This is a genomic window from Streptomyces sp. NPDC050161 (genome assembly GCF_044460025.1).
Taxonomy (GTDB): Bacteria; Actinomycetota; Actinomycetes; order Streptomycetales; family Streptomycetaceae; genus Streptomyces.
Genome location: NZ_JBITJM010000017.1, coordinates 142,431 through 165,187, shown reverse-complemented (window position 1 = coordinate 165,187; position 22,757 = coordinate 142,431). Strand labels below are relative to the sequence as shown.

Here is a 22,757-nt window from a genome sequence, read left to right as displayed (position 1 = left end):
GTCGAGGCGGGACGCCGAGCATCCGTCCACGCTGTGCGCTCTCCGGTCTGGCGGGCGGTGTTCGCGTGTTCGCCGACAGGCCGGTCAGGGCGATACGGAAGGGGAGGACGCGGAGCGCTCACAGGGGGCGGGCGGTCGCCAGAACGCGGGCGACGGCGGCGGCGACGATCTCGGCCGGGGTTTCGGTGTCGAACGCGGCGCTGTAGCCGGGGGTGTCCGCGGTGCCGGTGACCGCGAGCTTCCATCCCTCGCCGTCGGTGCCGGGCCTGCCCGACGGGAACCAGCCGAGGTAGAAGCGGCCGTCACGGGAGTTGATGTGGACATCGGCCCGGTCGTCGACGACCAGCTTGAAGTCGGTCGCCGTGAACTGGTCGGTGACCAGCGTCGGCTGGCCGGGGCCCAGCTTCCAGGAGTGCAGCCGCAGGGCCTCGACGGTCGTGGAGAAGCCGGGAGTCGAAACCTCCACGGTCATAGGCATCACCTCTCTGACCTGGTGTTTCAGGGGAAGACGTCTACGTTGACATGCCCCTGCAATCGTTGGCCAGTCCTTTCGGGATCTTTCCTGTCTGCCCCAGGCGAACTGCTGTCCTTTGACGGCGAACCCAGTCGCTCTGGTGGGTCTCCGACGGCGTGATACCCACCTGGCAGGACGGGGTTTCCCGGCTGGAGCACCTCCACGACCACGGCGCCGCGCCGTACGCCTTCACCTTCCACCACTCGTTCGCCCCGGACGGAACTCCGACCAGGATCAAAGGCATCGGGCCAAAGAGCGACAAGGTTCACTGACGAGGAAGCCTGAACGACTGGATTCGCTGTCAAGCACCTCGATTGGATGACAAAGCAGCTGTAGCCGGCCCGCTGCCGGGTTCACGGGTTTTCTGGAGTACCCGTCTCTCGCGGCGGCGAAGCCGGTCATGATGTGCCGATCCGCCAGGACGCACCGAGTTCCGCAAGGCGCCGCCGAAGTGCGTCGCGCTGCTCCTCCAGGTCCTGCGAAGCGGGCGACAGGAGATAGACGTTGTCGCAGTGGAGGCGGAACCCCAGACTCTCCCACCCCTGGGTGATCTTGGCGTTCACGCGGTCCCACTCGGCCCTGTCCGTCAGGCGTTGGCTGCTGAGGTCGGTGATACCGGGTGAGCAGGCGATGGCCCGACAGCCAGCCATGAGCCGGTGGATCGCCTCGCAGCCAAGTACAGCCGCCAAGCCGTGCCCACGCCACGGGGGATCCAGGGTCACTCGGTCCATGACGAGCAGCGCTGAGCCAACGTACTCCAGCCGCTCGCTGACTTCGCTAGTGAAGGAGCCGGTCTCGGGATCAAGGAGAACCTGAGCGATCTCGTACAGTTCCTCGGACTCCTCTTCCATGGCCCAGAACGCGTTCCGGCCTCGGTCGAGGTGCACGCGGTAGAACGTCATTGACCCGACGGTGGTGTCCTCGACGGTGCACGAGGGGCAGTCGGAGGTGCTGCAGCTACTGGGAGCCGCTGACCTCTGCCCTCCGCCGTGCGTACGCCGGCGATGGAGGACAGCCACGTTCCATCGCTCTAGCGTGTCGGCCTGCGGGGTATCCCGGAGTTCGTCGTCGTGGGAGATGCGCAGGTGCAGCTCGGAAGGATCGCCGGGCAATGAGGAGGGCTCGATCACTGCGGCAGCCTAGCGGGGCACCCGTACCTGGCTTCGCGGTCGGGCAACCGCACTGCATACACGAGGGCCGCGGACGGCGAACTGTCCCTCCCGTTCGTGGTGACACGCTTGCCGCCGGAGGCGTCAAAACATTGCCTCGGTGACGCCGAGATCCCGAAATGCAGTCACCGCTCCAGCGTCTTGAAAATCTCTCACGTGATCCTGGTGAGGGCAGAGGCGAGCGAATGAATTCACACACGGGTACGGATGACGCTGCAATCTGCCGGACGTGATGCACACGGGCCCGCCTACAGCGGTTCGCCGGTTCACCACGCTTACGCCGTCTGCCCGATGGACGGGGCTCCCCGGTTCCCATGGATCCTGCGGGATCGCACCACCAGTTCGGTACAGGTCAGCGTACGGGCGAGCGGTCTTCCGCTCCGGGGCCGGCTTCACGGACGAGCACGTGATCGACCACCCGCTCGCCCGCGAATTCGGGCGGAACCCGAAGTCCATGGTTTCCGCCCCAGCACGGCTGCCGAGGGCAACGCATCGGGCCAAGGCGGAACGAGTTGGGGCCTGACCACGTGCGAAGGCCCCCGGGAACCAGTAGTTCCCGGGGGCCTGTTGGGTGCCGGAGGCTGTCAGCTTTCGTCGGTCTCGGTGTTGTCGTGGCGTCGGCGGGCCGCGATGACTGAGCCGCTGCCGGCGACGAGGAGCAGCGCGGTGCCGCCGAGCAGCCATGGTGTGGCGTCGGTGCCGGTGTGGGCGAGGGAGCCGTCCGGAGTCTTCGGCGTCGCGTCGTCGCCCGGGTCGGCCGCCGGGACGGGCGGGGAGCCGGCGTCCGGCGTGCTGGTGCCCGTCGGGGCGGGCTTCGACCCGCCGGAGCCTGCCTCGCTCGGCTTGTCTCCGGGTGTGGAGGGGGTGTCGGTGGGCTTGTCCGTCGGTGTCTCCGACGGGTCGGGCTTGGGGGTGGTCGCGGTCTTGGCGTTGGTGACGGTCACGGTGACCGGGGCGCCGGGGCCGGCGGTGAACGCCTTCGACGGTTTGGAAAGCTCGTAGCCCTCGGGGGCCTTGATCTGCTTGGCCCAGAACTGGGTCTTCCGGCTGGATACCGGGAGTTCGCCGGACGCCGTGCCCTGGGGGCCGGTCGTGAGGGTGAGCAAGACCGTCTGGCCGGTCCCGATGTTCACGGTGGAGCCGGGCAAGACCTTGCCCGTCTTGTCGTCCTTGACCTGCAAAATGACCTGCGCGGCCTTGAACGTGTCGGTGATCGTCAGGTGGGCGGTGGCGCCGGGGGCGACGATGACGTCCTGATCGGCGACGACGTCGTGAAGCGAGCTTCCGCTGGACGTCTCCTTGAGCCGGTAGACGCCCGGTGCGAGGTCGGGGAAGGTCAGCTTCCCCTGTGCATCGGTCTTCCCTCGTCCAGCTTCATCGCCTTCGGAGTCGAGCAGCAGGAACGTGGCGCCGGGAAGCGCGTCCCCGGCCGTGTCCTTGGTGGTGATCTCGACGCTGCCCGCGTCCGGCGCCGACGTCTCGGAGGGGGCGGCGGAGGCCGAGGGGGCCGGTTCGGAGGGCTGGGCGCTCGCGGCCGGCGCCCAGGTGAGGGTGCCGGTCACCGCGAGGGCGACGGCGGCGGATCGGACGAATCGTGCGTGCACGAGGAGGAGAACTCCATGGTTAAGGGGGCGGGGAAGGTCAGTGGGTCCGGCCAGAGACCGGGGCGGGAGGCGGCGGGGCGACAGGTGTGTTGCCGTGCGACTGCTTGGCTGTCGTGGTGGCGATGTAGAGGGCGCGACGGGTGTGGACGGGGACGTCCTGGACGGTGCGGCGCAGTGGCTCGGTGGAGATCAGCGAGACGGCGAAGGCCGCGACGAGCATGGTGGGCGTGCCGACCGAGAAGCGTGCCCTCCAGTGCGGCTCACTGGGGTATCCGCCCCAGAACCGCCAGGCCGGCCCGCTGGTGCCGCTGATGGCGTATCGGTGGCGTACGCCGCCGAGTCCTTCCGGGGTGAGGAAGGTTTGTGTGCCGTCGGTCTTGACGTCGTGGCTCCAACCGCTAGTGAGCAGCGGCACGTATGCCTCGTGCGGTGCCGTCTCGTCGTGGAACAGTCGGTCTTGGTCGCTGTAGCGGTCTTCGAGGTAGAGGTCGAGCAACTCGGTGTGGACTTCGTGGAGCAGCTCGACGGGGGTGGTGGCGTCGAAGGTGATCCGCCAGTTCGGCGGGGTGAACGGGGCCCGGTGCGCGTTGATGGTCCACGTGCCCTTGCCGGGCGTGTCGGGCTGGGGGTCGTAGGTGGTCTGCAGTCGCAGGCAAGGGCTGAAAGCCGCGGCCGGGCCTTCGTCGGTCTGGGCGAACGGCCAGCCCTCGTCGAAGGGGAAGGCCCATGCTGTGCGGGGGTCGACGGTGCCGGGCCCGGCGAGGTGGCGGGGAAGGACCTGCACGGTCTGGGCCGGGTCTAGGTTCTCAAAGGGGTGGGTCGTCACGGGCAGGGCTCCTGCTGAAGAGTGCGGAACGCCGGGGCTGGCCGTGTGGGCGCGGCTCAGCGGGCGCGGGCGCCGCTGTGGGCGACCGGCACGGCGGGAGCCGTGTACGCGGTCCGTCCCTTGGCGCGGCTCGGCGCGGAAGCGGTCCAGACGCCGGGGAACCAGACGGCGGTGTACTGCTCGATGGCGTCGCGCAACCCGGTGGTGACGGCTCCTTCCCAGGGTGGCCGCCCTGGGCGGTGGTACTTGTCGAAGGCGCCGTACTGCTTGGTGTTCGGCCGGGTGTTGGCGGCTTCGTCGCGGCGGTGGACAGTTCCGTGATCCACGAAGCTGAGCGCCACCGCGTCGATCTCACCACGTTCCGAATGGACGACCGCTCCCCGCAGCCCGCCATAGGTGTCAGCGTGGATGGTGCCGGTGAAATCGATCCACAGCCGCAGCGGTTCGCCGGGGACGAGGCTGCGAAGTAGGTGTCGCCCACGGCAGTGTGGTCGTGGAAAGGGAGGCACAGCTCGGCAAAAAACTCGGGGGCCTGCAGGGACAAGAAGGGTCTCCGGTCCGGGTTGCGCCGGCGTTAGCGGCGTGGGCCGGGCAGGGCCGGTCGGCTGGCGGTACTCCAGCGCGGGACGCTGACAGCAGGGAGCGCGGCCGGGCGGCGGGTGGTGGCCCGTTGGATATCGCGTGGGGTGGGGGCCGGCGGGTTCGGCGCGAGGATGGGGGTGAGCTGGGCCATGCCCTCGATGTAGGTGTAGGTGGCCTGTCGCCATCGGGGCAGCGGGGCCGGGTCGCTGACGCTCTCGGTGACGGCTGTGAGCAGGGCGACGGGGGTGTCGGTGCTGGCGGTGGCGTACCAGGCAGGCCGGTCATTGGAGGTGCCGGCCCACAGCTGCCACCGGGCGTCGCGGGTGGTCAGTTCGTCTTCGGGGTCCAGGTGGCCGGTGGTGAACTCCAGCCCGGCGCGCCTGTCGGGTGCCTGGACTGCGAAGACGCCCTGCCGTGGGCGTTCGATCTGCCAGCCGCGCTTGATGAGCGGGGCGACGGCGAGGAAGGGGTCGTGGTCGCCGCTTCGGGGGTCCGGGGCCGCGAGGTAGGCGTCCGGGCCCTGTTCGTATGCCGCGACGAGTGCGGTGGTGAACGCCGTGACGAACTCGGTGGGACAGCGGTCGTTGAAGCAGACGCCCCACGTCGGCGGCCCGAAAGCGTCCTTGTAGGCGTTGATGCGCCACAGGCCGTCGTCTTCGCCTTCGGGCAGGTAGCCGAGGCGGACCTTGCGGTCGGGTGCGGTCACGTAGACGTTGGCGAGGTCGTCGTACCGGAGGTCCCAGCCCTGGTTGAGGAGCGGGGTGAGGGCGGGGTCGCCGGTCGCGGTGGTGGCGGCGAGGTGGCGCGGGGAGACGTAGACGTCCCCGTCGGTCGGTTCAGGTTCGGGCATGACGTATCCGGTAGAGGCAGGCGGAAGGATCGCCCGCACGCGGCGGGCAACAGACGTGCGGGGGTGATCAGTTGGGGACGATGTCGGTGACGAGGTGCTGCTGGGCGGCCTGTGCTCGCGCCTGGGCGAGGGTGCCGGTGGGGCCGGTGGTGATCAGGTAGCCGAGGCGGGCGGTGAACGCGTCGCCGCCGTCCTGCGACAGCAGCACCTTCTCGCCGGGCCGGCGCTGGAAGACGGTGCGCTCCAGCCACGGCCAGGCGTCGTCCAGGTGCAGCTCGGCCACGGTTCCCGAGGTGTCGGGATACAGGAGTCGGATCGCCGCCGCCGAGGTGCGGGTGGGGGCGAGGTTGGGGGCGCGTCCGCAGGCGATGTCGGCGGCGGCGCGCGGCAGGTCGATACCGGTGGCGAGATGGACGAGATGGCCGATCATGTCGCCGGCGATCCGCCCGTTCACCTCGATCAGCCGCGGACGGCCGTCGACCAGCCGCACCTCGACATGGCTGACCCCGTCGGTGATGCCCAGAGCCTGAACTGCCGCCGTCGCGGCGGGCGCCACGGTGGTGAGCAGCGGATCGGCGGCGTCGACCGAGTGCGCGACCTCCTCGAAGAGCGGGGGTGGGCTGAGCGTCTTGCGGGTGACGGCGACCGCGGCCGTGACACCCCGGTAGCTGACGCACTCCACCGACACTTCCGGTCCGTCCAGGTATCCCTCGACCAGCACCCGGGGGTTCTCGGTACTGCGCTCGGCGGCGCGGGAGGCGAAGGCGAACGCGTCGTCGAGGGCGGCGCGGTGGTCGACACGGATGACGCCGATGCTGGCCGCGTGGGAGGCCGGTTTGAGGACGACCGGATAGCCGATCCGCTCGGCCGCGGCAGCCGCTTCGGCCACAGTGGCCGCGCTGGCGGAGGCGGCGGAGGGGACGCCGTGCCGGGCGAACAGGGTGCGGGAGGCGGCCTTGTTGCGGCAGCCCTGCATGGCCTCGGGTGCGGTGGTCGGCAGGCCGAGCTGGCGGGCGAGGCGGGCGACGGGGACGAGGTACCACTCCGTCCACGTCATCACCCCGGCCAGCAGGTGGCGTGCGGCAAGGGCCCGGCCGGCGGCGGACAACGCCGCCTGGTCACCGGGGTCGGCAACCTCGTAGTCGATGAGGTGCGGGCGCTGCCAGGTCGGTTCGGAGCCGGTGATCAGGACGACGTCATAGACGGCGGCGACCTGCTCCAGGCAGTAGCCGCGGTATGCCTCCGGATCCGTATCGGCGATGACGACGAGCACGACGGGACGAGCGGGCAAAGAACAGCTCCAAGGGGGTGGAGGGCGAGTTCAGCGGTGGCGTGCGGGAGGTGGGGGCCCGGCAGGAGCGGGCGGGAGTGTAGTCGTGCTCCCGCGGGAAGCGCTGCGGGTGCCGAGGGCCGGCGCGGGGCGTGCGGCGGTCGCGCGGTGCAGGTCGAGTGGAGTGGGCGTGGCGGGTCTCGGCGGCTGGACGGGGGTGAGGTGGGCGAGCTTCGCCAGCTGGGGATCCAGGTCGTCCCGGTAGCGGGCGACGGGGGTGGGGTCGGCGAAGGCGGCGGCCGTGGCCGCGATCAGGTGCTTCGGGGTGCGGGCGCTGAAGATGACCTCGGTTCGGGTGCCCCAGCCGGGCGGCCCGGCCCACAGGGTCACCGGCTCGGCGTGCGGGCCGGAGCTGACGATGTCGATGCTCGCGCCTGCCAACCCGTCCGGGGAGACGATCTCCAGCACGCCCCTCGTGAGGGGCTTGCGTTCCCAGCCTGCGTCGAGCAGGGGCCGTATCGCGTCGGCCCAGGACGGGGACGGGGTTCTGAGGAAGCTGACGCTGTTCTCGTCCCACTCGGTGGCCAGAGCGCTGGTGAGGCCGTGGACGATCTCGGGTGGTGTGTTCTGGTTGATGCGCGCTGTCCACCAGGCTTGGGATACGGCGTCCGCGGCGGCGCTGACCTGCCAGATGTCGTAGTCATCGCCGAACCAGCCGATCTTGATGCGGTGGTCCGGTGACGCGATGACGAGCTGGCAGGGGCCGGCGTCCAGGTGGTAGTGCGGCCAGTGCGCGACAGGGTCGAAACTGCAGTCGGCGTGGCCGGACAGTCCGGCGAGGTAGCGCGGCGAGACGTAGACGTCGCCGTCGATCTGGGTGGGGTCGGTCACGGGTACATCCGTTGGATTCCGGTCAGTTGACGGTGGTCGGGCCCGGGGGGATGAGGCTGCGGGTGCGCAGCCGGGCGAAGGCGACGGCGAGTCCGGCGGTCTGGAGGCAGGCGCAGGCGGTGATCGCGTGTCCCAGGGCGTCGGGCGGGGTGAGGGCGACCAGTGCGCCGGCCAGGGGGTAGGGCGCCAGGAGCAGCAGGACGGTCACGGCGAGGGTGCTGGCGTAGACGGGGGCGGGGATGAGGTGGGAGCGCACGGTGCGCAGGACGACGGTCAGTCCGCCTTCGCCGGCCATGAGGACGGCGGTGAGCACCAGGTAGGTGCCGTAGGTGTGTGCGGTGGCCACAGCGAGGCAGGCGCAGGCGGCGGTCGTGGCGCACAGGGCGCCGACGGGCCACAGGCCGACGCGGTCGATCGCCCTGCGGCAGACCGCCACCGCCACCAGGGTCACGCCCGCGGCCACCGACCAGACCAGCCCGAGCGAGGCGTTGGAGTGTCCGAGGCGTGCGACGACGATGACGGGGGCGGCGGCCTGGAGTACGCCGATGGTGACGTTGGACAGCGCCAGTCCGGCGACCAGCCAGGCCAGTGCGGGCAGGGACCGCAGGGTGGACCAGCCCACGCGCAACCCGGCCCGCACCCGTACGGGAACCAACTTCGGCGACGGGGTGCGGCGGGGTGTCAGGAGCGCGCCGAGCAGGGAGAAGGCGGCAAGGACGGTGAGCATGCCGGCGGCACCGGCCCGTTGAAGGAGCAGGCCGCCGAGCGCCGGGCCGGCCAGGAGGGCGACCTGGTCGATCGACAGCAGGACCGATTGGACGCGGTGGCCACGGTCGCCCGCCGCGCGGGCGGCGTCCGCTCCCTGGGTTTCGGCCGCGATGTAGGAGCACTGGGTGAGCATGCCGAGGGCGGCTGCCAGCGCCATCACGGTGACCGTGGTGCCGAGGCCGCCGCCGAGCGCGGGCAGCGCCACGGCGGCGGCGAGGGCCACCAGCATCCGCGCGAGGGCCGCGAGGCGGAACACCGTGGCGGCGCCATGGCGGTCGACCACGGATCCGACCGCCGCGAAGGCGGCCAGGCGCGGTATCCACTCCAGCGCGAAGGCGGCCCCGGTCAGCGAGAGGGAGTCGGTGGTGGCCAGCACGAGCATCGGGATCCCGTACGTGGCCACGCTGCCGGCGGCGGCATCCGCGCTGCGGGCCAGGTAGAGGCCGCGCACGACGCTCCGCTTGCGGTGCCGTGCGCCGCGGTGCGCAACGGCTGTGTGGCGGGGCATCGTTCGCGTTCGCTTCCTGGTAGTCGGTCAGCGGCTGCGCGGGGAGCCGCCCGAAGGCCCGTGGCCCCGGCGCGCCGACGCCGGGACGGGCGCCGCCGTACGGGCCGGCGCCGGGGTCTCGGACCTGTCGTCGGTCAGGTGCTGGTAGGACGCCAGCAGCGCCTTGAGGTGCTGGATGGCGTCTGAGCGCCGGGCGGCGAGCATGTCGATCTGCACGCCCTGGTACTGCAGGATTCCGTCGGTCGAACCGGGACGGACCCGGTCGGCGCCGGTGGCGACGCGCTCCAGCTGCTCGGCCGCGTAGGTGGCCTTGGCGACGAGTTGTTCCTGGAGGGAGTCGACCCGGTCGGCCATCTCGCCGATGAGAGAAGCCAGTTGGCCAAGCGGCGAGTCGGCGGGGTGGCCGCGCAGGTCATGGCGGCCAGATCCCAGGGTGTGGGCCACCAGGGCGGTGCCCAGCGCTGTCGGGCTCGCCCGGCTCACCGCCTGCCGCCTCTTGTCCGTGTCGAGAGCGGTGCGTGCCGCCGCACCCAGCTCGCGAGTGCGGCGAGCGGCTCCCGCGCGTGCTGTCCGGCACCGTTGAGGTGCCAGCAGCCGTCGTCCGCCTGCTCGGCCAGGCCGGCCTCGGCCAGGGCGGCCCACCCCTCGGCTTCCGGACCCGTCCCCGTTGTGGGCGCCGTCGTGTCCTGGAGCAGGACATCGGACACGTGCGGCCTGCTCAGGAGTGCGCAGCAGGCCCGGGTGCGGGTGAGGAAGTCGCTGCGGGGGTCCGGGAAGTGGTGTGTGCGCGCCCAGCGGGCCATCGCGTCGTAGATGTCGGCCAGTTCGGCTCCGGCAGGTGTGAGCAGGTAGTGGGGGTTCCCGGCGCGCTTCGCGATGCGCAGCACGCCGAGGTCCTGGCCCTCGGCCAGGGCCTGGCGGACCTGGTGGCGGGGGAGGTCGGCGACCGTGCCGCTGATCCGTCGGTCTTGGACCGGTCCGTTGTCGTCGATCTCGCTGACCAGCCGGATCAGGGCGGGGCGCGAGAGCGCGGTGGCGGCCGGCCCGCGCTTTCGGCGGGTGGGGGTGGCGGCGGACGTCATCGGCGCTGTCCTCCGGCCGGGGTGGCGGTCAGGGGCCGGGAGGGGATCGGGTGCGAGAAGAGGTCGCTGCCCTTCCAGGCGGCCGGCGCCGGCGGGGCGGCAGGCGGCGGGGCGCTGGTGCGGGGCTGGTGGGTGAGCCAGGTCCCCGGCGCGGACAGTGACGGCGCCGGATCCGGCCCCCACACAGGGTGGTCGTCCGCCTCGGCCGAGGGACGTCCGGCTGCCCACGCCGACACGGACCGCAGGACCGGTGCCAGTGCCTGGCCCGATGCGGACAGCTGGTAGAGCGGCATGTCCTCCGCCGTGCCGGCCCTGTCGACGAGGCCGTCGTCGACGAGCTGGCGCAGCCGTGGGTAGACGTCGGCGCCGTTCGCACCGGGCAGGGCGACGCGGGCCAGGGACTGCGCGCTGGACGTCCCGCGTTCCCGGAGAATCCACAAGATCGTCAGGGCGTTTCGGGGGGTGAGCAGCGCGAGGGCGCCCTCGATGTTCTGCGCGGGGGCGGGCTTCGCGGGCTCCAGCTTCCCCGTCGCCTTGTTGCGGACGAGGTAGTCATCCAGATACGTGTCGCCCCAGGCGGCGATCGTCTTCAGAACGGGCAGGGCCTGGGTGCCGCGGTCGGTCAGGCCGTAGGTGACGTGGCGCCGGTTGTATTCGGTGCGCCGCACCAGTCCGGCCTCGGTGAGCGTGCCGAGCCGCGGGGAGAGCTGGCCGTCCAGCAGCCACGGCAGGCGGGGCTTGATCTCCGCGTAGCGCATCGTCCCGGCGGACAGCGTCATCAGCACCCACACGCTCCAGCGCGGGGCCAGCATGTTCAACGACTCGGCAGTGCGCGCGAGATCGGCATCGGCGGCAGGGGACAGACCGGTGGTGGCCAAGGGGGAACTCCTGAAAGGGCGGGCATGTCAGCGCGTACGGACGGCGGACGGCGTAGGCGCGGGTGCGGGCGCGGGGGGTGCAGTCGCCGTGGGCGGTTGGGCCTCGGGGGCGGGAGTACGGCGCAGGCTCTGCAGCACCGCGCTCGTGGTCGTGGTGTGGGCGTCGCGGGCAGCGACCGATTCGGTGATCCGGCGGGCGCAGTCGAGGATGTGCCCGGCGTCGAACGGCCCGATCTCGCGTTCCGGATCAGCCAGTTGCCGTAGCCGCTCGACCTGGAAGTCGACGTTGTGCTCGGCGAGTTCGAGTGCGGTGCGACTGTCGAGGAGGGCGGTCAGCATGCTGGCGCCCGGGTGAGCATCGGCGTGGGCCTGGAGGTCGGCGAGCGGCGCTCCGTACAGCTCCTCGATGCGTTCGGTGATCGTCTGGGAGGTGGTGTGGGGCAAACGGCGGCCTTCAGGGGCGATGGTCCGGCGCCGCCCCGGCACGCGGGGATGCCTGGGCGGCCGGGGGCAGGGTGGTGGGGATCTTGTACTGGGTGAACCGCACGGGCCGGCGTCGGGCGGCCATGCCCGGCATGGTGCGCAGCAGTTCGTTGAGGGCGGTGCGCTGGTCGGTGCGGGCGCTGAGGGCGGCGGCCATCCACTGGGCGTCCATCCGCAGGTCGTCGGCGGACAGTGCGTCCATGTCGCCGTCGGCGGCGGTGGCCTGGTGGACCCGGTCGCGGACCCGGGCGACGTGTGCCTCGACCACGGCCAGGAAGGAGCGCAGCTCCAGCGCTCTGGTCAACGCCACTGGCGCCTCGGGCTCTTGGGCGGCCTCGTACAGCTGGCCGAGGGGAGCGCTGAAGGCTTCTTCGATCCGGCCGTCCATCGTGGAGGGCATGTCGATCCCGCTCACCGTGTCACCCCCCGGACCGGGGTGGAAGCCGGTGGGGATGCGGGCCGGGCGGGCTGGCTGGTCTGCAGGGCCGGGCCCCGGCGGGCTGCCGGGGCGGCACCGCGCCGGGCGCCGGGGCCCTGCTTGCCGGGGGCGTCCGGGTCGAGGAGATAGGTGACGACCAGGGCCCGTCCATCGCGTGCGGCCACGGCCGCGTTCACGCGGTGGGCAAGCCCCATTGCCGGGTCGTCGAGTTCGCCGGTCTGCGTATCGAGTGCGGCGACGAGGTCGTCCTCGGCCTTCTCCAGCGCGCTCTGGGACTCGCGCAGAAGTCCGTGCCAGTGCACGACGTTCGCGGCCTCGCGGTGAGCGTGCGGGGCATCCGCCACGGCCTGCTGCAATTCCGTGAGCGTCATGCCGAAGCGGTTCTCGATATGCGCGGTGATCACGCCCATGACGTCGCCATCCATGACGTCGTCGTCGCCGACAGGCACAGCGAATTCCTTTCATTCAGGGGACGTTGACGCGAGGCGCAGTGCGGTGCGGTGCGGAAATCGGCTCCGCCCGGGGCGGCAGGTCAGTGCAGGCAGGTGTAGACGGTGGGATAGACATACGACATGGAGGCCCAGCCGCTGACGCCGCTGGTCTGGTCGTGGACATACACCCAGCCGTTACTGATCTTTCCGTGGGTCCACTTGTGCGACTTGTAGAGAATGCCGACGACGGTGGACTTGGCGGAGGCACGGTTGTGGAGGCGGACCGCCGTGGTGTGCATCTTCCACGGACCGGTCTTGTGGCACGAGGCAGCAGCGACGGTCTGCGGAGCGGCGGCGCTTGCGGCCGGAGCGATGGCGATGGGCAGGGCAACGGCTGCGGTCACGGCTGCGGTGGCGGCAATGCGGGATATGCGCATGGGAATGTACTTCCAGGTGTGTGAGGGAATGCGGAATGGCCCCGGGCAGATGCCGTGCGGGGTGATTCAAGAGTCCGGAGAATCCCCGGTTTCGCTAACCGGGAATGTGCTGCTATATTCCGGCGGAATTCCACCGAGGGTGCGCGAAGTCGCTAGTGGCGCGAGGCTGTTGAGGCGGGCGTGAGCGCGGCCGGTGGCGGCCGGCGTCTCCTGCATCTGTGCGGGGCGCGCTCGCGCGACCGTGTGTCAGCGGCTTCGGCTGGGCGTGAACGGCGGATCGGGGGCAGGACTTGGGGCCGGCGGCGGCGCTGTCGGCACCCCGGTGCGGGGGCGGGACCAGTGCCGGTCCCACCACCGGGTGGCCTCCTCGGGCCGGGTGAACCTGCTCTCGCGCAGGGTGTGCGTTCCGGCAGCGAGGTCGACTGCCTCCACCAGCCCCCTGAACGGCTGCGGATCCCGTTCGTCGACGGCGCGCAGGAGCACCGTCGTCTCAGGGGTATCGGAGAGGTCGTCGGTATAGCTGCACAGGAGCGCGTAGTGATCGCCGTCGCCCGCCAGCCTCGCTTCGAGAGCCACGGTGGTCTCGTCGGCCGCGACGGTGCCTCGGCCGGGCAGCAGGCCGATGCCCTCGCGGGGGCAGCCTCGGGAGATCAGCCAGGACTGCGCCATGGACGCCAGCGGCAGCGGACAGCGATCCAGAGTGAACGTGCGCTGCTCAAGGTCGCGTTGGAGATGAAGCGCGACGACCTGCGCTTCGCCCGGGTGACCGTAGGTCGCGGCCCTGTCGAACAGGACGTAGAAGCTTGCGTCGTCCTCAGTGTGGTGTTCGGCCAGCAGCACATAGTCGTCCTCGACCAGGACCGACCATACGTATGCCGCATCGAGGCCCTCCTCTACCTCGTAGCCGTCGAGCCGGAAGTCCAGTTCAGTTTCAGTTGACGTCGTAGCGTCCCTTCGGGCCGGTCAGGCCGGTGCGGTGCGGTGTGGTGTGGTGTTCAGTGCCGGGGCCGGGCGGGCGCGGGCCAGGCTCCGGGCTGTGGGGGCGGGGACGCGGCGGGCCGGGTGCGGCGCGATGCGCTCAGCGCGGCACGCCCGGACTCGGACAGGGTGACGGGCTGCCCGGCGTGAACCGGGTGGGAGGTGTCGCGCTGAACGAGGCCGGCCTCTTCGAAGCGCTGGAACCGGTCGTAGGCGATGCGCGTCCCCGAGGCGGTGCTGACGGACAGGACCTCGGTCAGGAGATGTTCGTGCAGTTTGGCGCCCTGGGTGATGGCCAGCAGAGCGGTGATGTCCGGGGCGGACAGTTCGATGCCCTCCCCCGCTCTCACGGTCTTCGCGGCTGCTTCGACCGGCTCCAGGACGGCCACGGCCTTCTCCTGCTGCTCGTCCCGGGCCTTGGCGGCCTCCTCCAGCTGGTCGACGGTGCGGTCGATGCGTGCGAACAGGGCCTCATCGACCGGGAACTCCCCCGAGGCCAGGCGATGGAGGAGGGTGCGGTAGAAGGTCACCGATCTTTCCGCCTGCACGAGCAAGCGGTGTGCTTCCGCCAGGCGGCTGCGCGGCTCGTCGAGGACCTTCCGGTCGTGGTGTTCCCACAGCGTGTCGATGCTGTGGTCCACGGCCGCTTCGATGCGGTGGTCGAGCGCCGTCAGCACCTTCTTCGGCGGAGCGGACGGGGAGGGCATACGCGGTCAGGATCCCTGGGTGTTCTGACGGCCGGCCTCCGCGGCCAGCAGGTCCGCCATCCGGTAGGACTTGAAGCGGCCCCCGTCCCTATAGGTGACGTTGCGGGGCGCGATGCCGTGCGGGGACATGAGCCGGGCAAGGCGGACCGGGGTCAACTCGGCGTAGTTCCAGCGGCCTTCCGGCTTCCCGGGTATTTCGCGCAGGCAGCTGACCAGGTCGACGGAGGGCAGGGCCTCCGGGCTGCCGACGCACCCGAAGACATACAAAGCCGCCTGCACGATGGACTGCGGGTCCGCTTCGTTGCCGGGGCAGGACGAAGCGTCCGGGTCCTCGCGGCATGCGCCATCCCGGGTGTCCGCACAGCAGCACCCGGCGGACAGCAGCCGCCGCAGCACAGCTCCCGCGGCCATGCGCTCCACCAGGAGGTCGACGATCTGGTCCAGTTCGTCGGCGTCGTCGTCGCTGGGAGCACGCTCCGTCCACTCGGCGAGCTGCCGGTCGAGGGCCTGCACGTCGGTGTAGGTGTCCAGCAGTGCGCGGTGGCGGGGGTTTTCGGTCTGCGGCTCGCCGTCGAGCAAGGTGGCGGAGAGGGCGTCAAGCAGGGAGGGGTACATCAACGGGTTCGGCCCTTCGAAGGTGTCGGTGCAGGTTGGGCGGGGCCGGACGCGACGTGGGACGCCGGTCCGGGGTGGGGCAGGGGGCGCTGCGGGATCAGCTGCGGGGAGCGGGATCTGGCGGCGTGGGTACGGGCGCTCAACGGCCGGCGGTCCATTCCCAGTCTTTGCGCGACGGTGTCGTAGACGTCATTGCGGGCGCGGGAGCGCACGGCTATCACGTGGATCTCCGTGGCGTGCCGGGACGTTGCCGGGGCCGGCCGCTGCGCGTAGACGATGCGCCACTCCCGGCGGGCGTCGACGAGCAGTTTGCGGTAGCCCGACAGGTCGCCGGTCAGCTTGGTGCCGGAGCTCTGCGCGGTGACGATGTCCTGGAGCTGGGCGAGTGCCAGGTCCCGGATATCGCCGGGGGCGGCCAGGAGGTCGCCCAGCGCCCGCGGGTCGAAGCTGAGGCCGAACACCGGCTTGCCGGCGCTCACTATGCGGCCCCGCCTGTCTCCGGGTCGGGCTCATCCGTTTCGCCGGAGCCGGTGGCGGAGCGAACCGAGGGCTTCGGTCCGGGCAGCACGCGGTGCGCGGGCCGGTCCGGGGAGGTCATGCAGGCCGACAGCGGACCACCCGGGGCCCGGACGACGGCCATGGCGTGGGTGAGGAAGTCCCGGTGCCACACGAACATCCCGGCGAGGCCGGCGTCGGGTTCCTTGTGCTGCTGGTAGGCCATCCACAGGGCATGCAGCCAGGCCACGACGTCGTCGTGCTCCTGCCACTGCGCGCACCAGGGTGCCGCGGTGGTGACCTCCGCGCCGTAGATCTCCATGAGGCAGTCGTCGACCCAGTCGGTCAGGCTGTCGAGCTCGTCCTCGTACTCCTGGCCCTCCAGCTCCAGGATGGGGCGCGGCTCGGGCGGGGCGGGCTGGCGCGGCAGGCCCCCCGGCCCTGGCATCCCGAAGGCCGCGAACGGGGACGGTCCCGGCGCAGAGGAGAACGGGTCGGGCTGCCGGTCGGAGTCGGCGCTCCGGTCCATGAGGCGGCGGCGGACGCTGGCCTCAACGGCTTCGAGGCCGGAGTCCGGCAGCCGGACGGGCTCCAGCTCCCCCTCGTTGGGGGACTCTGTGGATTCGGGCATGAAGGTCTCCTTGCAGCTGCGGCACGTCTCGGAAAGGCAGCTACAACGATCCTGAGAATCCCCGGTTTCCCTAACAGTGGATCTGCTGCTATATAGCCCCTGCCGGGTACGGGCAGGCAAATGCGGAAGCCTGCCCGTACGACGGGAGAGGTCAGGCGGTCAGAGTGAAATCCGCCTGGGACAGGGTCTGCTGCACGGTTTGGGTGAGGCGGTCGGCGGCGATTTCCGCGTAGTGCTTCGTCTTCTCGACGCCGATGAAGTCCCTGCCTTCCAGCAGGGCAGCCACCCCCGTCGATCCGGAGCCCGCGCAAAAGTCCAGCACGGTGCCCTTCTCCGGGCAGATCTTGGTCATCTCACGCATCACCTCTACGGGCTTTTGCGTGATGTGATGGCGGTCCTTGCCGGACGGCTGCGAGGCCGAGTAAAGCCCCGGCAGGTAGACCGGGTTACGGGATCCGTCGATGGCGCCGTTGCTCGCCCAGACGATGAACTCGCAGTTCTGCGTGAACCGGCCCTTCTGGGGCCTGGCCTGGGGCTTGTGCCAGGCCAGCACACCGCGCCACAGCCATCCGGCCGCCTGGATCGCGTCCGTGGTGACCGGCAGCTGGCGCCAGTCCGTGAACAGCAGCGCGGTCCCGCCGGCCTTCGTCAGCCGGTGCGCCTCGGTCATGATCTGGGTCAGCCAGAAACCGTAGGAGCGCTGGTCCATGTTCTCGCCCGTGAAATCCGGCAGCGCATGCCCGGCATCCGCAGACGTGTATTTCTGGCGGGCGCTTCGCGTGGTGCGCTCCCGCGCCGTCCGGCCGCCGGAGTTGTAGGGCGGATCGGTGATGACGGAGTCGACGCAGTCATCCGGCAGGCCGGAAAGGACAGAGAGCGCGTCGCCCTGGTGGAGGGAAAAAGGCAAAGCGGTACCTCAGTTCGGTGCGGGTAAGGGAGAGTTCCGCTCGCGTGTATGCCGGCGGACCGGATCCGGGCATGACGAAGCCGGGGTCCGCGAAGCGGGGCGAGGGAGAACCAAAACCGTAAGCCACGATCCCCGGTTGGGCAGTGTCGTCGCCCCGGATGGGAAGCATTTCGCCCGGTGATTTCTTCAACCGGGGATCGTGGCCTACTGTTTTGGAACTGCCGGAGAACACGATGGCCTCCCGCCATTCCTGTGCCCACGAGCCGTCTCCCGGCAGACCGGCCCGCCGCCACCCGTGCGAGCGGCAGCCACCCCACCACCAGGCCCCGCTCCGCCACCGGCCGCCGCACCGTGGCCGTGCCGCGGGCCGCATCACGCCTGCCCGGCGATTCGCAGCCTCACGTTGAAGGACCCGCTATGCCATCTCCCCGCCCCCGCCTGCCCGATGACCGGCCGGCGGCCGTCCGCTTCACCCCGCCGGAGGGCAGGCCGGGTTGAAGTGGCTTGCCGCCGCCATCGGCCTCGTCTTCCTCGCCCCGATCCCCTTCGCCGGCACCGCCCTGGTGATGGCGTCCTCCAGCGAAGCCGCCCAGGCCACGGGGTCCGTCGACTGCCTGGACGGCATCAGCACCGACGCCGTCACCAAGCGGGTGACCGCCGTCCTCGACGGCGCGTCCGGCAAAGACGTGCACATCAAGGGCCTCACCCTGCCCAAGGAACAGATCCCCAACGCCCAGACGATCGTGGCCACCGGGGTCAGCCTCGATGTCCCCCCACGCGGCCAGATCGTCGCGCTCGCCACCGCGATGCAGGAATCCCGCCTGCGCAACCTCGCGGCCGGAGACCGCGATTCGCTGGGCCTGTTCCAGCAGCGCCCCTCCCAGGGATGGGGAACCGCCCAGCAGATCCACGACCCGGTCTACGCCAGCGAGCAGTTCTACAAGCGTCTGCTGAAGGTGCACGGCTGGCAGCAGATGACCGTCACCCAGGCCGCCCAGGCCGTCCAGAATTCCGGCTACCCGGACGCGTACGCGCAGTGGGAACACCTGGCGAAGGCGCTGCAGAAGGGCGTCACCGCCACCCTGCCGAACGCGGGCAGGAACAAGCCCGGCAAGGAATCCGGCACCGGGACGGGGACGGGGACGTCCGGCTGCGGTCCGGCACAGGACGGCTCCGCTTACGGGAAGATCCCCGAAGGCCGCGTGCCGAAGGGGTACACGATCCCCAAGAACGCCGCTCCCAAGGCGCGCGCGGCCATCACATGGGCCCTGCGCCAGCTCGGCACGCCCTACCAGTGGGGCGGCACCTGCACCAACGCGCACGGCCCGGACCCGATGGGCCGCTGCGACTGCAGCTCGCTGATGCAGCAGGCGTACGCCCACGCCGGCATCACCCTCACCCGCACCACGTACACGCAGGTCAGCGAAGGCAAGTCCGTCTCGACGAAGGCGCTCCAGCCCGGTGACCTGCTCTTCGCCCGCGGCAGCGCCGCCCGCCCCGAGCACGTCGGCATGTACATCGGCGCCGGCCTCGTCGTCGAAGCACCGCGCACATCGAAGCCGGTCCGGATCACACCGCTCAAGGACTGGACGGTCCTGGCCGCACGCCGCGTGCTGTAACGCCGCTGCCTGCCCGGACTTCGCGCCGCACGGGCCAGCCGGCCTCCCGGCGCCCCGGGCGCCGCGCCTTCTCTTCTCCCCGTGCCCGCAAGGAGTTTCACCATACCCATGTCCCTCGCAGACCGCGCCGTCGTCTACCTCGCCTACGACCCCGGCATCAGCCCCAAGGGCGGTGGCCTGCCCGGCCTTTCCGTCTTGAAGAGCGTCGTGAGCAGCATCAACTTGTTCGGGATCATCGCCGTGGTCGGTGCTCTTGCCATCTCGCTCGGCGTGTGGGCCTGGGGCCACCACACGGGCGGCCACCAAGCCGAATCGAACGGCAAGAAGGGCGCCACCGTCGCCGCCGGCGCCGCCCTCGGGCTGGGCGCCGCCAACGGCGCGGTGGCCTTCTTCTCCGAGCTGGGGTCGCAGGTCCACTAGATGCGCATGCGACTCCCGTCCCTGGCGGACTACGGGGCCGGCTGGTCGGCCAACCGCCGCATCGCGATCGTCGCGATCACCCTCACCGCCCTGCTCGCCATCGCCGCCGGCGTCGCCTGGTTCGCCGGGCGCGGCGACCAGCACGACCGCCCCACCACACCTGCGGCCACCGGCAGCGCCCCGGCCAAGCCCGCGCCGGTCCCTTCCCCTTCCCACGAGGGTTCGGTTCCCGAGCCGCCGCAGATCTCCGACCCCGTCACCTACGCCAAGGCCGCCGCCGCGATGCTGTGGTCCTACGACACCCGCGACACCAGCCGCGACCAGCAACTGGCCGGGATGCGGGCGTGGATGACGCAGGACGGCACGTACGCCGACTGGCCGGCCGTCTCCGCGCAGGTCCCCGATCCACTGCTGTGGTCGCGTATGGCCGACAACCGGCAGCACGCCACCGCGAAGATCACGGAGGGCCATTTCCCCGCCGCCTTCAAGGAGGCCCTCGCCGAGGAACCGTCCGCGATCACGAAGGCATACATCTACGCGGTCACCGTCACCGGCAAGCAGAAGATCGCGTGGAAGAAGGACGGCGGCGGTGCCGAGGACCGCTCCGTGACCCTCGCCGTGCAGTGCCGGCCCTCCCACGACTGCTCCCTGGCCTCCCTCGCTCCCCGTGTCGCGCCCTGACCCTCGCCCCGATCAAGAAAGGAGGCACAACTCCCCTTGGGTTTCTGTGACATACCGCTGGCGGACAAACTGTGTGCCGTCGGTGACGCGGTGGACTTCGCGACCAATCCCGGCAAGGCCGTCGGTGACTGGATGACGAAGTCGGCCGGTGAACTGGCCGCCGCGGCAGCCGACCTGGCGGCCAAGGCCGTCGACACCACCACCCGCGTCGACCTGAACGCCGGATGGTTCCGCGACAACTACGCGCTGCTGCTGCCGATCGGACTGATCATCCTCGTCGCCACCTTCTGCGCCCAGCTCATCCGGGCAGCTGTCCGACGCGACGGGCAGGCCCTGACCCAAGCGGTCACCGGAACCCTGTCCGGAGCGATCTTCGCCTTCAGCGCCATCGCCCTGACGACCCTCGCCGTCGAAGTGGTCGACGCGCTGTCGGCCGGGCTGCTCAAAGCCTCGAACCTGTCGATCGAATCGGCGGTCCGCCGCATCGTCAAGATCGGCCCGCTCGCCGCGGTGAGCGGCCTGGGGTGGCTGGTCGCCGTCGCCGCCGGGCTGGGGACCGCCCTCGGCGCCTTCCTGTACTGGTGCGTGATGATGGTCCGCAAGGTCGGCATCCTCGTCCTCGTGACCCTGGCGATCTTCGCCGCCTCGGGCGGCGGATGGGAAGCCGCGCGCCGGTGGCGCAAGGGCTGGATCGAAGCCACCGCCACGCTGGTCGTCAGCAAGCTGTTGATGACGATCATCTTCGTGCTCGGCGTGGCGGCGCTGGGCAAGACCGAGGCGAAGGACGGCGTCGCCGCACTCGCAGACGTCATGTCCGGAATCGTCATCATGATCTTGGTGTTGTTGTGCCCGTACGCGACGTTCAAGTTCGTGCACTGGGCGGCCGAAGGCTCGGACGGTGAGACCCTGCACCGGGCCGGCGGCGCCGGCGCGCAGATCGCCCGGCAGCACGCCGAAAAGGCCGGCCGAAAGGCCACGTCAATGGCGGCGACCGCGGGAACCGGCGGCGCGGCGGCCGGTGCCGGTGCCGCCCCGCAGGGCCCCGACTCCGCATCCGGCGGCGGATTCCCCGGCGACATCGCCGCGAACGCCACCGGCGGCACGGACAAGCAAGCGGGCGGCGGATCCGGCGTTTCCCCGGGCGGCGATGCCCTCAAGTCCGGCCTGGAGAAGGCCGTGCAGCCCCCACCGACCAGCGCGCGCCAGGACACCAGCGGCCAAGCCGGTGGAGGCGGCGGCCAGGGCGGACCCTCCGCAGGCCAAGGCCCCAACTGGATGGCCTCTGCGCCGGGCGCCTCGATGCCCCCGCCCCAGGGCGGGCCCTCCGCCCCCACCGCGGGCGCCGCCGGCGCGAGCGGACCGGCTTCCGCCCCGCCGCCGGCCACCGGCCCCTGACCCGTCCTCCCCCCGGGGCAGGAGGAACCGGCCGCCTTGCGGCACCTTCTGCCCCGGCCCGCCCGCGCCATTCGGAAACGCCCTTTGTCTGACATCCCCCTCACGGTCAAATTCCCGCACCGATCCCGCCGCGGCATCCTGCTCGGCCTCTCCCTCCCCCAACTCCTCCTCGTATCAACCGCCCTGGCCCTGCTGCTGGTCACCGTCGTCAGCACCGGCCTGGCGGGAGCCATCGCGCTCACTCCCCTGTGGGCCGCGGTCGCCGCGCTGGTCGCGATCCGCCGCAGTGGCCGGTCCCTGATCGACTGGGCGCCGATCGTCATCCGCTACGCCCACCGACGGCGCACCGGGCAGACCATGTGGCTGGCCCGGCCGGCCTCCCGCCCCCGGCAGGACGGCGTACTCCATCTCCCCGGCAGCGCCGCCTCACTGCGGGTCGTCACCCCCGGCGACTCCGCCACCCAGGGCGCCGCCGTGCACGACCCGCATCACCAGACCCTGACCGCCGTCGCCCGGGTCTCCTCCCGCGCCTTCGCCCTCCTGGATCCGGCCACGCAGAACCACAACGTGTCCGGGTGGGGCCGCGCGCTCGCGGGCATCGCCCGCACCGGGCACGTCGCCACGGTCCAGGTCCTGGAGCGCACCGTGCCCGACTCCGGCGACACCCTCGCCCGCCACTGGGCCCAAAACGGCCGCCCCGAAACCCCGGTCGCCGGCCAGGTCTACACCGACCTCATGGCCTCCGCCGGGCCCGCCGCCGCGCCCCACGAGACGTACCTGGCCATCTCCCTCGACATGAAGGCCGCCCGGCGCCTGATCAGCCAGGCCGGCGGAGGGCTCCCCGGTGCGTTCACGGTGATGGCGCAGACCACGGCCTCGATCGCGCAGGCCGTCCGCAGTGCCGGGCTGACGGTCACCGGCTGGCTCACCGCTCGCGAGATCGCCGCCGTCATCCGCACCGCCTACGACCCCCAGGCCCTGGCCGGCCTGCAGCAGTGGTCCTCAACCGGCCGCGCCGAAGCCGAACCGGCCGCCGCCGGACCGGTCGTCCAGGTCGAGGAATACGACCGCCTCACCACCGACTCCGCCCGGCACGCCACCTTCTGGGTCGAGGACTGGCCCCGCACCGAGACCTCCAGCGGATTCCTGCACGGGCTGATGTTCAGCGCCGGGATCCGGCGCAGCCTGTCCCTCGTCTACGCGCCGCAAGCGCTGGAGTCCGCGCTGCGCGATGTCCAGCGGCGCAAGGCCGCCATCGTCTCCGACGCCAACGAGCGGGCACGCCGCGGGCAGGTCGACTCCGAGGCCGATGCCGTCGAGTATGCCGACGTCAAACACCGCGAGCGTCAGCTCATCGCGGGCCACTCCGACGTCGCCCTCACCGGACTGATCACCATCAGCGCCGAGACGGACGCCCTGCTCGACGCCGCATGCGCGCAGATCAAAACCGCCGCCTTCAGCGCCCAGGTCGACCTGCGCCGCCTCTACTTCCAGCAGCCCGACGCCTTCACCCTCGGCGCCCTCCCCCTGGCCCGCACCGCCCTGTAGCGAAGGAGTCCTTCATGGGCACCTCTCGC

Annotated in this window: 26 protein-coding genes and 2 pseudogenes; 6 read left to right on the top strand and 22 right to left on the bottom strand. The window is 71.2% G+C overall.

What is annotated here, in order from left to right:
* Positions 1-118: 118 nt before the first annotated feature.
* Entirely contained in the window at positions 119-472 is a 354-nt protein-coding gene (locus ACIBK8_RS25935; protein WP_399044258.1) for a DUF317 domain-containing protein, read from the bottom strand.
* Between the two features lie 140 nt (positions 473-612).
* On the opposite strand from ACIBK8_RS25935, the pseudogene ACIBK8_RS25930 reads away from it, so the two are divergent.
* A pseudogene (locus ACIBK8_RS25930) lies at positions 613-786 on the top strand (DUF3291 domain-containing protein); the annotation flags it as partial.
* A gap of 126 nt (positions 787-912) precedes the next feature.
* On the opposite strand, the gene ACIBK8_RS25925 reads toward ACIBK8_RS25930, so the two are convergent.
* The 21 genes and pseudogenes from ACIBK8_RS25925 to ACIBK8_RS25825 all read right to left on the bottom strand — a co-directional run bounded on the left by ACIBK8_RS25925 (position 913) and on the right by ACIBK8_RS25825 (position 17,065).
* On the bottom strand, positions 913-1,644 hold the full coding sequence (locus ACIBK8_RS25925) for a hypothetical protein (protein ID WP_399044257.1): 732 nt from the start codon (positions 1,642-1,644) through the stop codon (positions 913-915).
* Positions 1,645-2,267: 623 nt separating this feature from the next.
* Positions 2,268-3,287 carry a SpaA isopeptide-forming pilin-related protein gene (locus ACIBK8_RS25920; RefSeq protein WP_399044256.1) on the bottom strand — a complete coding sequence of 340 codons (1,020 nt, stop codon included), beginning with the start codon at positions 3,285-3,287 and terminating at the stop codon, positions 2,268-2,270.
* A 37-nt stretch (positions 3,288-3,324) separates the two neighbouring features.
* A complete protein-coding gene (locus ACIBK8_RS25915; RefSeq protein ID WP_399044255.1) occupies positions 3,325-4,113 on the bottom strand; it encodes a DUF317 domain-containing protein in 789 nt (262 codons plus the stop codon).
* Between the two features lie 56 nt (positions 4,114-4,169).
* Positions 4,170-4,657: pseudogene (locus ACIBK8_RS25910) on the bottom strand (hypothetical protein).
* A 30-nt stretch (positions 4,658-4,687) separates the two neighbouring features.
* The gene (locus ACIBK8_RS25905; protein ID WP_399044254.1) at positions 4,688-5,545 is read right to left on the bottom strand and encodes a DUF317 domain-containing protein; all 858 of its coding nucleotides are present in this window, start codon (positions 5,543-5,545) and stop codon (positions 4,688-4,690) included.
* A gap of 67 nt (positions 5,546-5,612) precedes the next feature.
* Entirely contained in the window at positions 5,613-6,836 is a 1,224-nt protein-coding gene (locus ACIBK8_RS25900) for an ATP-grasp domain-containing protein (RefSeq protein ID WP_399044253.1), read from the bottom strand.
* Positions 6,837-6,866: 30 nt separating this feature from the next.
* Complete coding sequence (locus tag ACIBK8_RS25895; protein ID WP_399044252.1) at positions 6,867-7,706, bottom strand: DUF317 domain-containing protein; 840 nt, start codon at positions 7,704-7,706, stop codon at positions 6,867-6,869.
* A gap of 22 nt (positions 7,707-7,728) precedes the next feature.
* A complete protein-coding gene (locus ACIBK8_RS25890) occupies positions 7,729-8,982 on the bottom strand; it encodes an MFS transporter (RefSeq protein WP_399044251.1) in 1,254 nt (417 codons plus the stop codon).
* Between the two features lie 27 nt (positions 8,983-9,009).
* Entirely contained in the window at positions 9,010-9,465 is a 456-nt protein-coding gene (locus tag ACIBK8_RS25885; protein ID WP_399044250.1) for a hypothetical protein, read from the bottom strand.
* Complete coding sequence (locus tag ACIBK8_RS25880; protein WP_399044249.1) at positions 9,462-10,064, bottom strand: regulator; 603 nt, start codon at positions 10,062-10,064, stop codon at positions 9,462-9,464. The genes ACIBK8_RS25885 and ACIBK8_RS25880 overlap by 4 nt, the downstream gene beginning before the upstream one ends.
* Positions 10,061-10,942 carry a winged helix-turn-helix transcriptional regulator gene (locus ACIBK8_RS25875; protein WP_399044248.1) on the bottom strand — a complete coding sequence of 294 codons (882 nt, stop codon included), beginning with the start codon at positions 10,940-10,942 and terminating at the stop codon, positions 10,061-10,063. The genes ACIBK8_RS25880 and ACIBK8_RS25875 overlap by 4 nt, the downstream gene beginning before the upstream one ends.
* A 27-nt stretch (positions 10,943-10,969) precedes the next feature.
* Entirely contained in the window at positions 10,970-11,386 is a 417-nt protein-coding gene (locus ACIBK8_RS25870; protein WP_399044247.1) for a hypothetical protein, read from the bottom strand.
* A 10-nt stretch (positions 11,387-11,396) separates the two neighbouring features.
* On the bottom strand, positions 11,397-11,840 hold the full coding sequence (locus tag ACIBK8_RS25865; RefSeq protein ID WP_399044246.1) for a hypothetical protein: 444 nt from the start codon (positions 11,838-11,840) through the stop codon (positions 11,397-11,399).
* Positions 11,837-12,289: a hypothetical protein gene (locus ACIBK8_RS25860; protein ID WP_399044275.1), complete on the bottom strand. Its 453-nt coding sequence runs from the start codon at positions 12,287-12,289 to the stop codon at positions 11,837-11,839. The genes ACIBK8_RS25865 and ACIBK8_RS25860 overlap by 4 nt, the downstream gene beginning before the upstream one ends.
* A gap of 107 nt (positions 12,290-12,396) precedes the next feature.
* Positions 12,397-12,732 carry an SH3 domain-containing protein gene (locus ACIBK8_RS25855; RefSeq protein WP_399044245.1) on the bottom strand — a complete coding sequence of 112 codons (336 nt, stop codon included), beginning with the start codon at positions 12,730-12,732 and terminating at the stop codon, positions 12,397-12,399.
* Positions 12,733-12,978: 246 nt separating this feature from the next.
* Positions 12,979-13,572 carry a hypothetical protein gene (locus tag ACIBK8_RS25850; RefSeq protein ID WP_399044244.1) on the bottom strand — a complete coding sequence of 198 codons (594 nt, stop codon included), beginning with the start codon at positions 13,570-13,572 and terminating at the stop codon, positions 12,979-12,981.
* Between the two features lie 155 nt (positions 13,573-13,727).
* Positions 13,728-14,417, bottom strand: coding sequence for a hypothetical protein (locus ACIBK8_RS25845; protein WP_399044243.1), 690 nt, complete (start codon positions 14,415-14,417; stop codon positions 13,728-13,730).
* Positions 14,418-14,423: 6 nt separating this feature from the next.
* Positions 14,424-15,032, bottom strand: coding sequence for a DUF3631 domain-containing protein (locus ACIBK8_RS25840; protein WP_399044242.1), 609 nt, complete (start codon positions 15,030-15,032; stop codon positions 14,424-14,426).
* Positions 15,032-15,511 (bottom strand): hypothetical protein, encoded by a 480-nt coding sequence (locus tag ACIBK8_RS25835; RefSeq protein WP_399044241.1) that lies wholly within the window; start codon positions 15,509-15,511, stop codon positions 15,032-15,034. Before ACIBK8_RS25835 ends, ACIBK8_RS25840 begins: the two co-directional genes overlap by 1 nt.
* A complete protein-coding gene (locus ACIBK8_RS25830) occupies positions 15,511-16,158 on the bottom strand; it encodes a DUF4913 domain-containing protein (RefSeq protein WP_399044240.1) in 648 nt (215 codons plus the stop codon). Before ACIBK8_RS25830 ends, ACIBK8_RS25835 begins: the two co-directional genes overlap by 1 nt.
* Before the next feature lie 151 nt (positions 16,159-16,309).
* Complete coding sequence (locus tag ACIBK8_RS25825; protein ID WP_399044239.1) at positions 16,310-17,065, bottom strand: DNA-methyltransferase; 756 nt, start codon at positions 17,063-17,065, stop codon at positions 16,310-16,312.
* 494 nt (positions 17,066-17,559) lie between these two features.
* Here ACIBK8_RS25825 and ACIBK8_RS25820 point away from each other — a divergent pair, with 494 nt between their 5' ends.
* From ACIBK8_RS25820 to ACIBK8_RS25800, 5 genes are all read left to right on the top strand, one after another.
* Positions 17,560-18,684, top strand: a complete 1,125-nt coding sequence (locus tag ACIBK8_RS25820; RefSeq protein ID WP_399044238.1) for a C40 family peptidase — start codon at positions 17,560-17,562, stop codon at positions 18,682-18,684.
* Between the two features lie 102 nt (positions 18,685-18,786).
* Positions 18,787-19,104 (top strand): DUF6112 family protein, encoded by a 318-nt coding sequence (locus ACIBK8_RS25815; RefSeq protein ID WP_399044274.1) that lies wholly within the window; start codon positions 18,787-18,789, stop codon positions 19,102-19,104.
* Positions 19,105-19,785 carry a hypothetical protein gene (locus ACIBK8_RS25810; protein WP_399044237.1) on the top strand — a complete coding sequence of 227 codons (681 nt, stop codon included), beginning with the start codon at positions 19,105-19,107 and terminating at the stop codon, positions 19,783-19,785.
* A gap of 36 nt (positions 19,786-19,821) precedes the next feature.
* A complete protein-coding gene (locus ACIBK8_RS25805; RefSeq protein WP_399044236.1) occupies positions 19,822-21,180 on the top strand; it encodes an ATP-binding protein in 1,359 nt (452 codons plus the stop codon).
* An 84-nt stretch (positions 21,181-21,264) separates the two neighbouring features.
* The gene (locus ACIBK8_RS25800) at positions 21,265-22,728 is read left to right on the top strand and encodes an SCO6880 family protein (RefSeq protein WP_399044235.1); all 1,464 of its coding nucleotides are present in this window, start codon (positions 21,265-21,267) and stop codon (positions 22,726-22,728) included.
* Positions 22,729-22,757 lie beyond the last annotated feature (29 nt).